At 68.6% G+C, this 13,373-nt stretch carries 11 protein-coding genes and 1 pseudogene; 7 read left to right on the top strand and 5 right to left on the bottom strand.

Features of this window, described 5'->3' with window-relative positions:
• Positions 1-27: 27 nt before the first annotated feature.
• From ABD848_RS15070 to ABD848_RS15040, 7 genes are all read left to right on the top strand, one after another.
• Entirely contained in the window at positions 28-1,086 is a 1,059-nt protein-coding gene (locus tag ABD848_RS15070) for an asparaginase (protein WP_344972277.1), read from the top strand.
• 195 nt (positions 1,087-1,281) lie between these two features.
• The gene (locus ABD848_RS15065; RefSeq protein WP_344972273.1) at positions 1,282-1,917 is read left to right on the top strand and encodes an MBL fold metallo-hydrolase; all 636 of its coding nucleotides are present in this window, start codon (positions 1,282-1,284) and stop codon (positions 1,915-1,917) included.
• Between the two features lie 222 nt (positions 1,918-2,139).
• A complete protein-coding gene (locus tag ABD848_RS15060) occupies positions 2,140-2,436 on the top strand; it encodes a lactococcin 972 family bacteriocin (RefSeq protein WP_344972270.1) in 297 nt (98 codons plus the stop codon).
• A gap of 161 nt (positions 2,437-2,597) precedes the next feature.
• Positions 2,598-4,661 carry a bacteriocin-associated integral membrane family protein gene (locus tag ABD848_RS15055; RefSeq protein ID WP_344972267.1) on the top strand — a complete coding sequence of 688 codons (2,064 nt, stop codon included), beginning with the start codon at positions 2,598-2,600 and terminating at the stop codon, positions 4,659-4,661.
• A gap of 50 nt (positions 4,662-4,711) precedes the next feature.
• The gene (locus ABD848_RS15050; protein ID WP_344972264.1) at positions 4,712-5,407 is read left to right on the top strand and encodes an ABC transporter ATP-binding protein; all 696 of its coding nucleotides are present in this window, start codon (positions 4,712-4,714) and stop codon (positions 5,405-5,407) included.
• A gap of 160 nt (positions 5,408-5,567) precedes the next feature.
• The gene (locus ABD848_RS15045; RefSeq protein ID WP_344972262.1) at positions 5,568-7,469 is read left to right on the top strand and encodes an AfsR/SARP family transcriptional regulator; all 1,902 of its coding nucleotides are present in this window, start codon (positions 5,568-5,570) and stop codon (positions 7,467-7,469) included.
• 482 nt (positions 7,470-7,951) lie between these two features.
• Positions 7,952-8,905: an alpha/beta hydrolase gene (locus ABD848_RS15040; RefSeq protein WP_344972260.1), complete on the top strand. Its 954-nt coding sequence runs from the start codon at positions 7,952-7,954 to the stop codon at positions 8,903-8,905.
• 212 nt (positions 8,906-9,117) lie between these two features.
• Here the strand turns inward: ABD848_RS15040 and ABD848_RS15035 are convergent, their stop codons facing one another.
• The 5 genes and pseudogenes from ABD848_RS15035 to ABD848_RS15015 form a co-directional block, all read right to left on the bottom strand.
• Positions 9,118-9,726 (bottom strand): RNA-guided endonuclease InsQ/TnpB family protein, encoded by a 609-nt coding sequence (locus tag ABD848_RS15035; protein WP_344972258.1) that lies wholly within the window; start codon positions 9,724-9,726, stop codon positions 9,118-9,120.
• Positions 9,727-9,869: 143 nt separating this feature from the next.
• Positions 9,870-9,929 (bottom strand): annotated as a pseudogene (locus ABD848_RS15030) (hypothetical protein); the annotation flags it as partial.
• Between the two features lie 123 nt (positions 9,930-10,052).
• The gene (dcd, locus tag ABD848_RS15025) at positions 10,053-10,577 is read right to left on the bottom strand and encodes a dCTP deaminase (protein ID WP_344972256.1); all 525 of its coding nucleotides are present in this window, start codon (positions 10,575-10,577) and stop codon (positions 10,053-10,055) included.
• On the bottom strand, positions 10,574-11,779 hold the full coding sequence (locus ABD848_RS15020; RefSeq protein ID WP_344972254.1) for a bifunctional UDP-sugar hydrolase/5'-nucleotidase: 1,206 nt from the start codon (positions 11,777-11,779) through the stop codon (positions 10,574-10,576). The genes dcd and ABD848_RS15020 overlap by 4 nt, the downstream gene beginning before the upstream one ends.
• The gene (locus tag ABD848_RS15015; protein WP_344972252.1) at positions 11,776-13,059 is read right to left on the bottom strand and encodes a hypothetical protein; all 1,284 of its coding nucleotides are present in this window, start codon (positions 13,057-13,059) and stop codon (positions 11,776-11,778) included. Before ABD848_RS15015 ends, ABD848_RS15020 begins: the two co-directional genes overlap by 4 nt.
• Positions 13,060-13,373 lie beyond the last annotated feature (314 nt).

The following is a 13,373-nucleotide window of genomic DNA, read 5'->3' as shown; positions in this document are numbered from 1 at the left end:
TAACCGGGTGAGGGGAGACAACGAACTGTGGCTGAGGTGACGCGGAAGACGCCTCGGGTCGTGGTGCTGGGCATGGGCGGCACGATCGCGATGGCCGCGGGAGAGGAAGGCGGGGCCGTACCCGCGTTGCGCGCGGCCCAACTCATGGCGGCCGTCCCCGGGCTGGCCGAGACCGGGATCGAGGTGGAGGTCGAGGACGTCCGTCAGCTTCCGGGAGCGGCGCTGGCCGCCGAGGATGTGGCCGCCCTGGCCACGACGATCGAACGGCGGTTGGCGGATGGAGTCGACGGTGTCGTGGTCAGCCAGGGCACCGACACCATCGAGGAGAGCGCCTACCTGCTCGACCTGCTGCACACCGCTGCCCAACCGGTGGTGGTCACCGGCGCCATGCGTCTGCCCGGCCAGGCCGGTGCCGACGGCCCGGCCAACCTGCTGGCCGCCGTGCAGGTGGCCGCCGCCCCGCAGGCGCGCGAGCGGGGTGTACTGGTGGTGCTGGCAGAGCAGATCCACGCCGCCCGCTACGTCCGCAAGACCCACACCACGAGCACCACCGCGTTCCGCTCCCCCGACGCCGGCCCGGTGGGTTACGTGGTCGAGGGCGAGCCGCGGCTGCTGGCGGAGCCGCAGCCGCGCACCGTGGTGCCGCACCCCGGGCGAGGGCCGTGGCCACCGGTGGCGCTAGTGACGCTGACCATGGGCGAGGACGGCCACCTGCTCGACGAGTTGGCCGAGCGGGTGCGGGGGGTGGTTATCGCCGCGATGGGAGCCGGCCACGCGCCCAAGCGGATCGTGAGCACGCTGGAGGAGTTGGCGCGGCGGGTCCCGGTGGTACTGGCCTCGCGCACCGGCGCCGGGAGCGTGCTGTCGACCACCTACGGTTTCGCCGGCTCCGAGCAGGATCTGCTACGGCGCGGCCTGACCCGCGCCGGGTTCCTCGACCCCCTCAAGGCACGGGTGCTGCTCCAGGCGCTGTTAGCGGTCGGCAGCGACCGCGACACCATCGCCGCCGCCTTCGCCGCCGCCGGCGAGCACCACCCCACCCAGCCGTGGCCGTTCCCGCCGCCCCCGGCCGCTCCTCGAGAGTGAGCGCTCATCCCCGCGGCTGCCCCCACCCATCGGCCGCTGACAGGCTCGCTGAGGTGCGGAAGGGGCTCTGCGAGGTGCCAACGCGCCCGTGGGTGGCCAGTGCGGTTTTCCGCCCACAATGAAAAAGGCTTCTTCGGTTTCCGCCCACAATGAAAAGAGCTTCTGCGGCTCTGCGGCGCCGACCATGATCGGCTCATGCGACTCACCAAGTTTGGGCACGCCTGCGTACGGTTGGACAAGGACGGCCGGGCCATCGTGATCGACCCGGGGAAGATGACACCGGAGCCCGAAGCCATGGCCGGCGCCGAGGCAGTGCTGATCACGCACGAGCACTTCGACCACGTCGACACGGAACGCCTCCACGCGGCCGTGGCCGACGCCCCCGAGCTGACCGTCTACACCTGCCCCGGAACGGCCCGGCACCTGAGCGGGCTGGAGGATCGGGTGCGGGTGGTCGGCGCCGGCGACACGTTCTCCGTAGCCGGCTTCGAGGTGCGGGCGGTGGGAGAGAAGCACCACCCCAGCCACCCGGATATGGAGCCGGTCGACAACGTCGGGTTCCTCGTCGACGGGGAGGTCTTCCACCCGGGCGACGCGCTGACCGTGCTCGATGTGCCGACGCTGCTGGTGCCGGGGCAGGCGCCGTGGTTGACGGTGCCCGACCTGATCGGCTACCTGCGCGCGGTGAGACCGCGCCGGGCGTTCGCCGTCCACGACGGGCTGCTCAACGAGTGGGGACTCATGGTGCTCGACAGCGTCCTCGCCAGCGAGGCCACGGGGCTCGACACCGAGATCCGCCGACTCCTGCCCACCGAGAGCGTGGAGCTGTGACGAACCATGCCGCAGATATGAAAATTCTCGTCTGATATTCGCTTTTCTGTTTTTTCCGCTCGTCATAGCGGCGGGAATGGCAGGCACCACCTATCCGGTATGCCGTGGTTCATGCCGATTCATACCGTTGTCGTGACGTCGCGTCGAACAATGCGCGGGTCAGCGCACCAGCTGACGATGTACAGCGGCACTAGCACGGATACCGCAGAGAGGGTGAATCCATTGCTGAAGGACACGATGCGGCGCGTCGTCACCCCGGTTCTCATGGGTGGCGCCATCGCCGCCGTCGCGGGGGGCGCGGCCTTCGCCGTCACCGAGTACCCCGAGGGCGGGGTCTGGGAGCACGGCGTGGAGTACGGCACGGTGTACTCGAACTACTACCACTCGTCGACCTGCCACAGCTCGACCGCCGTGGGCGACTACACCGACCGGGACACCGCCGGCGCCGGCGAATGGTCGTACGCCTCCGCCCCCAAGACCTCCTTCATCGAGGCGACCGCCTACAGCACCTCCTGCTGAGACGGTCCCGCTCGCTTGGTTTCCTAGCGAGAGCGTGAGAGGACCCGGTTCGCCGGCGGTGCTCTACCGCCGGCGAACCGGGTGCGCCGTCCGGGCCGCCGTCGTCAAAGGACCACAGCACACGAGAAGCACGCCCGCGCTTTTCGGTATTGGAAAGACTCGTGCCGCATCGAAGCATCGCATTCACCCACGCCGCCTTCCTGGTGTTCTCGGCGGCGCTGGCTTTCCTGGTCATGCGGGGACTCGACGAGAACAGCATCGTGGGCCAGTCGGCGGTCCTGTGGGTCAGGGACTCCGACGGCTCGGCGAATAGTTCCCAGGTCGTGAACACGGTCGAGTCGTTCGGACGCGACCACCGGATCACCGTCGGGCGCAAGGTCGCCGACCTGCGCGACCCCGGCGGGCGCCGGCACCTCTACCTGACCACCGCCGCCGCCGACTCCGCTGCCGCGTCCTGGCCGGCGGAGGGCTATCCCGCCTTCGGGCGCGCCGTCGACACCGAGGTGCACCCCTTCACAGAACTCGACCAGCGCGACCCACGCGGGTTCTACTACATCTTCGGGCCACGGCACTATGTCTACGATCTGGCCGACGAACTGTCCGCGCTCGGCCTGCGGGGCGAGGTGCAGCCGGCGATCACCCTGCACGACTGGCTCGGGGTCTTCGGCGACGGCCCCCTGCCCGCCGCGTTCAACGTCGCCATCCTGTGCGGGATCGTCGCCGTCGGCTCGGGTGTGCTGCTCAACGCCAAGGCTTACGGTGTGCTGCGGTTGCAGGGGAGATCGTTCAGTCGCATCCTGCTGGGCGACCTGGGACGGTTAGGGCGGTTCTGGCTCGCCGCGCTCACTGCCACGGCCGCCGCGACCGTGGGTGTTCTCGGTTTCTACAACGGGCTGGCGCAGTTCGGGATGTTCGTGCGGGTGGCGCTGTTCTTCCTCGCGATATTCACCCTCGTGGGCCTGGCCACGCACGTGGCTGCGCTGACCCTGCTCCACGGCACCGACGTCCTGGGGGCACTCAAGGGCAAGGTGCCGGCCCGGCTGGCCACGGCCGGCGCCTACGCGGCCCGCATCCCCGCGATGCTGCTGGTGTCGGGCATCCTCGGCGCCACCCTGGTGTCCCTGGGGGAGATGCGGGAGTACCAGGACAGCCGCGCGGCCTACGAAGAGGCCGGCGACGCGACGCAGATCTTCATCACCGGCAGCGTCAGCGACCAGGAGCGGATGGACACGGTCATCGGTTCGTGGCTGCGCCGGGCCGGCGCCGCGGGACAGACCGTGCTCGTCGGCCAGGAGCGGCCAGAGCAGTTCGTCCCGCAGGGGTCGCCGCCGCCCGCGTTCGAGGTGCTCGTCGTCAACGACACCTATCTGGAGCAGCAACCTGTCCTGTCCCCTTCCGGGGAACGCTACGGAGCGTCCCGGGGCGGGCAGAATCGGGTGCGTGTCCTTGTGCCCGAGACGCTGCATCGCCGGTCGGCGGACATCATGGCCGGGGTCACCGGCTGGGTGGACTTCCAGACGCGAGACAACCGGGACCTCCAGGTCGACATCGAGCGGCTTCCCACCGAAGCGGGGCAGTCGATGTTCACCTACGGCTCGGAGTTGCCCGGGGCAACCGCCGCGGACTTCGTCGACGACCCGGTAATCGTGGCCGTCCCGAACGGCTCCGACGTCCTCCACGACATGTCCTACTTCGACTACGCCACGCAGGAGGCGATCGTTTTCGACGATCCGCGCGACGTCTCGGCAGCCATCTCCGAACCTCCGCTGTCGACTTATGTCAACGGCATGCAGCCGGTCGCCCAGCAGGCCGCCGAGGAGTACCGGGATCTGGTGGGCGACTTCCGGCTGGAGGTGTTCAACCTGGCGGCGGGCGTCCTGGTCGTGTTCATCACCGGGATCAGCGTGTGCATCATCCACACCCGCAAGAACGCCCAAGGGATCTTCGCCCGCCACATCAGCGGCTGGACCTTCGCCGCCACCCACCGCCGGCTGCTGACCGTGGAGGCGCTGCTCGCCTTCGCCTTCGTCGGATGGGCGACGTGGGACACCGTGTCCCGGCTCAACCAGCCGGCCACCCTCAGCGGCCGGCAGCCGGGGCCGCCGGTCACAGGCGCGGAACCCTTCCTGGCGCCGGGGCTGGCCGCGGTGAGCCTGGCGCTGATGGTAGCGGTGCTGGTCGTCTTCCACCGCCGCATCATCCGCGAGGGCGCCGCCGAAGCATGACCGCCGCTCCCATATCCCCGTCCGGCCACGACACCCCTGGGAAAGCGCCGATGATCTCGATCGAGAACCTGTCCAAATCCTTCGGCCCGCGCACCCTGTGGTCGGAGGTCAACCTCACGATCCGACCCGAAGAGATGCTGGCGCTGGTCGGCCCTAGCGGCACGGGCAAATCCACCCTGCTCAACTGCCTCGGTCTACTGGAGACCACCGACAGCGGCCGCATCCTCGTCGACGGCCACGACATCACCCGACTGAGCATCTCGGCACGGCGTCGGTTCCGCCGCGACAACCTGGGCTACCTGTTCCAGAACTACGCCCTCATCGACAACGCCACGATCGCCGCCAACCTCGACGTCGCCACCGACGCCGGACGCCTCCGCCCGGCAGGGCGCCGCGCCGGCCACCACGAGGCCCTGGAACGCGTCGGCCTGGCCGGCCGGGAGAAAGAGAAAGTCCACTACCTCAGCGGCGGCGAACAACAGCGCGTAGCCCTGGCCCGCCTCATCGTCAAAAAACCTTCGCTGGTGCTGGCCGACGAACCCACCGGCGCGCTGGATAAAGACAACACCGCCCTCGTCGTCGACGTGCTGCGCGACCTGAGCCACACCGGCTGTGCCGTCGTCATCGCCACCCACCAAGACCACGTCCGCGACAGTTGCGACACCGCCTTCGCCGTCGACACCGGCCACCTCACCCACACCACCCTTCCAGAGGTGAACGTGGGCAACGGCAGTCACCGACAATAAATACAACCACAAAACCGTCAATCGTGACATAAAAGGCAAATAGTCACGTATCACCAAGAGTATGGACATTGCAACCACATCGCTAGTAATCTTCCCGCCGTGTGCGCTGGAGCACCGTATGTGATCATGTGACATTTCCATGTGAGCCGGGGAGCAGGAATTGCCGTTCACGGTTCTGGGGCCGCTGGGCTGCGAGCATGCGGGCGAGCGAATCGGGCTTCCCAAAGGAAACTCCGCGGTGGTGCTGGCGATGCTGCTGGTCAACGCCGGAAGAGTGGTGGCGGTCGACACCCTGGTTGACGCGATCTGGGGCGAACGACCGGTGGAGACAGCGCACAAGCAGGTCCAGATGCTGATCAGCGGACTGCGTAGGTGCCTGGCGCCGCTGGGCGAGGTCATCGCGACCGTGGGAACCGGCTACGCGCTCCAGGTGGCTCCCGAAGAAGTCGACGTCCAACTGTTCGAGCGCCGGGTCGCGGAGGGGCGGGCGGCCGTAGGGCGCGAGGAGCCACAGCAGGCCGCCTATCTTTTCTACCGAGCCGAAGAGATGTGGCGCGGTTCGACCGCGTTCGCCGACGTGCCCAGCACCACCCTGGAAGGCGAGCGCCGCAGGCTCGACGAACTGCGACAGACCGCGATCATGGAACGCATCGACGTCGAACTGGACCTGGGCCGCCACGACACGGTCGCCGTCGAGCTGGGGTGCCGCGTCCGGGCGGACCCGCTCAACGAGCGGCTGCGCGCGCAACTGATGCTGGCGCTGTACCGGTCGGGTCGCCAACGCGAGGCGGCCGACGTCTACCGCCACGGCGAGCAGGTCCTGCAGAGCGCGCTGGGCGAGCCTCCCGGCCCGCAGCTACGGCAGATGTGGCAGCGCATCGCCCGCCGCGATCCGCGACTGTCGTACCGCGAGCACACCGCGCGCCCCACCGCCGTTCCCTGCGGGCTGCCGGCCAAGATGGGGCCGATGGTGGGCCGGCGTTCGGAGCTGGAGGCGGTCAGGATCGCCCTCACCCGGCGGGACTGCGACGCGCTGCCGGTCGTGGGCATCACGGGCCGCGGCGGGGCAGGCAAGACGGCACTCGCGGTGACCGCCGCCCACGAGGTCACCGAGCGCTACCCCGACGGGACGCTGTTCGCCGACCTGGGGCGGGTGCGCAGCGCCGACCGCGTGCTGGCCGGGTTCCTGCGGGCGCTGCACCTGCCGGAGGCCGAGATCCCCGAGGGGACGGGGCGGCTCTCGGAAACCTTCCGCGAAGCCACGATGGAGCGGCGGGTGCTCGTCGTCCTCGACGGTGTGGCCTGCGCCAAGGAGGTGGAGACGCTGCTGCCCACCGGTTCGGCCAACGCCGTGATCATCACGAGTTGCGTGCCGCTGACCGAACTCACCGGAGTGCGGCGGCTGACGCTGGAGGCGCTGGCGCCCGACGCGGCGCATGACCTGCTCGCCGAGAGTGTCGGAGCCCAGCGGGTGGCCGACGAGCCCGACGCCGCCGAAGGCATCGTCGGTATCTGCGAGGGGCTGCCGCTGGCGCTGCGGATCGTGGGCGCCCGGCTCGCGGCGGCCCGCCACCGCAGCCTGCAATGGCTCCTCGACCGGCTCGCCGACGAGCGGCGCCGGCTGGACGAGCTACAGTTCGGCGGGCTTTCGATGCGGGCTTGCCTGGAGAGCGGCTACGACGTCCTCACCGACCGCCAGCAGGACATGCTGCACGCGGTCGCGGCTCTCGGGGCGCGGACGTTTCGGGCCTGGGAAGCCGCCGCAGCGGCCGGCCTCGGCCTCCAGGAGGCCGAGGACCTCCTCGACGAGCTGGTGGCCCTGGGGTTCCTCGACGCTAGCGGCAGCGAGCCGCGTTTTCGCTGCCACAAGCTGGTGCTGCTGTTCCTGTCCAAGCGCCCTTACTGTTCGGCGGCGTCGTGGCGGCACAAGCGCCGGCGGACGCAGCCGGCGGCCGGCCACCCCTCGCTCGTGGGACCGTCCCGCTTCTCCCCCGACCTGACCGCAGGCGGCCACACGATGACCCCCACCCATCCGCTCGTGCCACCCCCGAGGAGCTGGTGACAAGACCACGCCGGCGCTTCTTCGCCTTCCGCGCCTGCCGACGCGGCGCCTCGCGGTGATCGAGGGATTACGCACGTCTCCAGGAGTACGGCCAGGAGAGACGACCTTGCCACCGGCGAATTTCCACCGGCTGTGGACGGGATGCACCCAACGCGCCACCAAGCGCGTGCCCCGCGCGGCGGCGGGCGGCTCGGTTGAGAGTACGGTGGGCGCTGTGGCCGGAGTGAGCCACGCGACACCACTGCGAACGACCCACTCGACAACAGAGGCGCCGTCTCCCCGCGTCAACGGGCGCATGCGGCGCGAACCGGGACGAGGAGGCTGCCCAGGCACGGCCCCGACACGCCCGGATCGACCAGGGAACGCCCGCGATTCACCGCACGCCCCGGGCGACCGCGGCGGGCCCCTCGTCCTCATGTCTGCCTGTGTCACCAGCCGCCCCTCCCCACGGGCGGCATGCACCCCCTTCAGAAGGCACGCCCTTGAACACCAGACATCTCGTGGACCCGCAACTCACGGCCATGCTTGACGCGTTTCCCGTCTTGAACCTGTCGGCGCAGACCCTGCCGCAGGTGCGCGAGGAGATGGCACAGCTACAGTTGGCCCCGCCCCACGAAAGCGGCAACGTGACCACCGCCGAGCACCAGCTCCCCGGACCTGCGGGCGCTCCGGAGGTACGAGTGCTGGTGACGCGCCCAACTCAGGCGTCACAGGAGGCGCTGCCCGCGCTGGTGTGGATTCACGGCGGCGGCTACGTGCTGGGCTCGGCTGACCAGAACCAGCCGCTCCTGGAAGCCCTCGCGGAAGAACTCGGCTGCGTCACAGTCTCGGTCGACTACCGGCTGGCCCCCGAGACCCCCCACCCCGGCCCGGTTGAGGACTGCTACGCCGCCCTGGAGTGGACCCACCAGAAGGCCGGCGATCTCGGTATCGACGCCGACCGTATCGTCATCGGCGGCGAGAGCGCCGGCGGCGGGCTGGCCGCCGCTCTGGCCCTGCTCGCGCGCGACCGCGCGAAGGTGCCGATGCGCGCCCAGATGCTGATCTACCCCATGATCGACGACCGCACCTGCACTAACCCCGACCTCAACCCCTATGTCGGGGAGTTCGTGTGGACCAACCGGGACAACGCCTTCGGGTGGGCCTCGCTGCTGGGCCACGAGCCCGGCCGCGACGGCGTGAGCCCCTACGCCGCCGCCGCGCGCGCCGACGACCTCGCCGGACTCCCGCCCACCTTCATCGGTGTCGGCTCCCTCGATCTCTTCCTTGACGAGAACATCACCTACGCCCAGCGGCTGCTCCGAGCCGGCGTGCCCGCCGAACTCCACATCCACCCCGGCGCTTTCCACGGCTACTTCGGCTTCGAGGGCATCGAACTGGGGGAACGGCTACGCCGGGAGTTCGTCACCGCGCTGCGTAACGCTTTCACCCGGTAGCTTCCGCAACGCACCTCCAGGCGAGGTCGAAGCCCACGAACCCAACGGCTCCTCTCTCCTCCCCGTCAACCCGCGGGATCGCGAGAGGAGCCGTTGACCGGGCGCTACCCGCCGAATGCGGACAGCCGGCGTCGAACCGACCCACCCGGTCGGGCCGCGCTTCTGCACGACGTTGCGCCCCGGCTTTTCGGCGGTGCCGCGCGCCGAGGCGGTCATGCTCCCACGTTGAGGTCCTCGATCGCGATGGTGTCGTGCGCGCGCACCAGCCGCGTCGTGGTCTTATGCAGGAAGTCGGTCCGGGCGTGGCGGATTTTGCGGTGGACGGCAGCGACCTTCTTCTTCGCCGTGCGGCGGTTGTTCGACCCGGGCTGCCTGCGCGCCACCATCCGCTGGTACCGCTTGAGGTGCCGGGCTTTGCGCTCCACATGGCGCGGGTGGGCGATCGTCTCCCCCGTGGACAGCGTCGCGAGATTCTTCACGCCCAGGTCGATGCCGACCGTGGTGCCCGTCGCTGGCACAGAGGCGGGGACCTCGGTGTCGACGGCGAAGGTCACGTAGAAGCGGCCGTCGGGTTCGCAGGCGACGACCACCGTGGGCGGGTTCAGGTTCGCCAGGTCGACCTCGGGCCACGACCACGCCAGGCGCGGGGGTGCCTTCTGTTTGGCCAGAAACAGTTCACCGCCGCGGATACGGAACGCACGACGGGTGTCGTGGGCGGCCTGACGCCCGTTCCTGCTCTTGAAGCGAGGGTAGCGGGCATGTCCGGCGAAGAAGTGCTGGAAAGCCGTGTGCTGGTGCCTAAGGGTCTGCTGCAGCGGCACCGCCGATATCTCGGACGCCCCCACTCGGTGGTCTTCTTCCACCGGGTCAACGCCGCATCGGTCTGGGCATAGGAGGTCTGTTCGCCGCCCTGGTGGTAGGCCTCGCAGCGCTCGACCAGGGTCTTATTCCACACCAGCCGCACACACCCGAACGTGCGGCCCACCTGGGCCGCCTGCTCGGAATCCGGGGAGACCCAGTACATGTACGCCATCCGCACACCCCGGTTTTACAGTAAAGAAACAAGGGGAGAGACGCTCGGGGTCGAAGGGGTCGATGAGTATTTCGCCTGCGGCCACGGCTGCGCCGATTGCGGCCCGAGTGAGAATCACGGGGCCACCGCCCCACGCCATAGTTCTGAGGCCCGAGGGCCTTGAGCCCCCTGGTACTTCCCGGTGTACAGGTCGATGTGACCACGGGAGACCTCGAACATGATTTGGCCAATCTGCATGCCGGCATAGACACGCAGCGGTTGCACCGGGGTGAGTTGCAGTGTCCACTGCCCGAAAAAGCCGATGTCTCCTACGGGGGCGGTGATCTGCACCCACAGCCCCAGGCGGCCCACACTAGAGCGCCCTTCCAGTAGGGGCACATAGTGGTCCGAGCCGACTGCCTCGATGGTGTGGCCCAGATAAAGCTCTCCGGGCTGTAACACAAGCCCACCAGCGGGAATGGCCATCTCGCGTGTGGGATTAGGGCTGCGAGCGTCGAGGACTGGTTCGGTGTAGACGTGGAGCGCCGCCCCCAGCCGAACGTTGTAGCTGTTGGGGTTTACCTGGCGGGGGCTATAGGGGTCGATGCGGATACGTCCGTCGGCGCGGGCTTCATTGATCTCGGCTCCGGTCAAGATCACCAGCGGCCTCTCCGGGTGGTGAGCACATCGGTGAGCAGTTCGCCCAGTTCTAGCCCGGTCGGCGCCAGCCTGCGGGCGCCCAGGTGTGTCTGCGCGAGATAGGCGGTAGTTACTATGTTTTGTCCGCTCGGCTTGCCAGGGTGGTGGGCTACCGGCCCCACCGCTGCGGTCAAAGCACGCCAGTCGTAACGGGTCAGAGGCGATTCGAGTTCGGCCTTGACGAAAATGTTGGCGAAGGGGTCGATCTCTAGCAGGTTCCAGTCGGTCAGCTCCGTGCCCAGCCGTACTGGGCGCAAGGCGGTGGCGTTGAGCAACACCGGCTGGCCGGTTGCGTGGTGGGTAGCGCTTGCGACAGCCGCCGCGAGCGCGGGTGGGTCGACGATCGTGTCCTGATAGGGATCGTCCAGCGCCCCCAGAATGGAGGCCCTGGAGCGCATCGCCTCCGTCTCGGATAGCACTGCACGTGCCGAGGGCGTGGGCGCCACCGAGTCGGCCGCCGGCATGGCGTGGGTGGTAGCCCGCCAGGTTGCACCGCGGGGGACGGCGTGGGCATAGCCCTCGGCGAGTTCGGCGCCTTTGACCACCACCGCGGTTCCGGCTCTGCGGGGCCCGCTATGCGGGCTATGGCAGTGCCCTGCGAATACGACATCCAAGCCGGGCAAAGCGCGGGCGAGGGCGAGGTCGAATTCGAAGCCACTATGAGACAGGACAACCCATGCCTGCGCGTCGCAGGTGCCCATCAGGGATCGCAGCGCCGAGGCGGGGGCTATGGCGCTGTGGCCGTAACGCTCATGGGAAGGGACGCAGGCTAGAGCCTGGGGCGAGATAATGCCGGTAATGGCGACGTTACGCCCCGAAATCATGGCTGTCCGCACTGGTTGCCAGACCGGCTGCCCGGCAGTGTCGACAACGTTGGCGCATACTGTCACCGCCGCCACGGCGGGGTCGCGGTAATGGTGGGCGTAGCCATGGTTGCCCACGACCACGGCGTCGTAGAAGTTGGCGAGGAGACGCCGCTCCAGCCCACCGCCGCCCATGCGGTAATAGCCGGTGCCCTCGAAGAAGTCGCCGCAGTCCACGCGCAGGCTGCGGCCGCGTTCGGACTCCAGCAGACTCAGTAGGCCAGCGGCACGTTCCAGGTGAGAGTGGACGTCGGTGGTGGCGACGATCCCGCTCAGCATGGGTGGTGCGGGCGGGCTCACGCTGGCACCTCATGCTGTATGTAAGCGCCCAAGCTCGACAGGACGCCCAGTAGGTCCTCGTGGCCGCGTGCAACCTGGGCCAGACCCTCGATGCGGGATTCACCGGGGGCGACTAGAGCGGCCAGGAGAACCGCGACACCGGTACGGATGTCAGTGGCGCGGGCTTGGGCCGGTCGCAAAGCCTGCGGGCCGCGCAGACGGCACCGCACCGCGGACTCGGTTGTGATGTGGGCGCCGAAGCGAGCCAGTTGGGGAAGCAGATGACCATGGCGGCCCGGATTGATGGCGTCGCCGAAGAGGTGGTGCCCTGCTCTGCCCAGGGCGAGCACCATTAATAGCGGCTCGAAGTCGGCATCCAATCCGCCGGGTTCCAGATCGGCGACGGCCACCAGGTCAGCGGAGAGGCCCGTACGGGAGGCGTCGAGTTCGACAGTGCCGATACCGGTGACTGCGTCGAATCCCAGCGTGTGCAGGGCCGGCACGAACGAGCCGAGGTGCGCGGGCTCCACGGCGCCGATACGGACGCGACCACCAGTGGCGGCTGCCGCGCACAGCAGAGTGCCGATTTCGATCTTGTCGCCGGGTACCCGCCACTGCGCTGCGGTAGGCGCCGCATCGCCCTCAAGGTACAGGGTGTCGTCGTCAAACACGGCCGGATAACCGGCCAGGTTCAGAGCGTTGACAAGTGTTTCCACTTCTGGTGAGCGATTGGGCCAGACCAGTACCAGCCTGCGGCGAGCGACCACCGCGCGCAGGGCTGCGGCGACCGTCGCGCCGCGGGAACGGAACGGCAACTCGATACGGACGGTTCCAACCGCGGAGCCCGCCTCTACCGTATAGCCGCCGATACCGGTGGTGCTGGAGTCGCCGAATGCCGCATACACCCAGAAATGCAAATCCATAGCGCGCTGGCCGATATCGCAACCGCCCGGCCAGGGAAGATCAGCCCGACCGTAGGCGCCCAGGAGAGCCGGCACCAAGTAGTAGGAGGCACGAATGCGTACGGCCGAGGACAGATCACCGACCATGCCACGGGCATGCTCGGGCGAACTGACAAGGGAACGCCCTTCTATCGCGACCGAAAGGCCCGCTGTTTGCATGAGTTCCACAAGAGTGCGGATATCGGTGGAGCTGGGCACGGAATGCACCAACACCGGTACGCCGACGCAAGGCGCGGCGGCCAGCAGCGGCAGTCCGGCGTTCTTGCTCGGGGTCGGAGTGACGGTCGCAGGGCTGGTCAGAGCGTAACCACCGTGAACGGTGACGGTGTCCTGGAGCAAGGTGTATCGATCCCTTTCGCACAGGAGGTCTCAGGCGCGCAGTAGGTACCCGGTAATCCTTCTCGGCCGCCGAACAGGCCATCTAGGAAGTCGGAGGTTGAGCAGTCGATAAATGCACCCGCGTCTCTGCATGCGGTGGATAAAGCCAACGTGGGCTGGTCGAACGCCGGTCCGCGACACGGGCTCGTATGGGACACAGGGTCCAGGAGCACACGTCGCGGGGGTGCGGGAAAAGGTCCAACTTGCCCTCCGCTGGGGTTCACGTGCGTATGAGTTGGGGGCGCGACACGGACCCCGCGGCGGTAGAGTCAAGG

The organism is Salinactinospora qingdaonensis (genome assembly GCF_039539445.1).
Taxonomy (GTDB): domain Bacteria; phylum Actinomycetota; class Actinomycetes; order Streptosporangiales; family Streptosporangiaceae; genus Salinactinospora; species Salinactinospora qingdaonensis.
The sequence above is the reverse complement of the archived record's forward strand: the minus strand, read 5'-3'. Positions and strand labels throughout refer to the sequence as shown.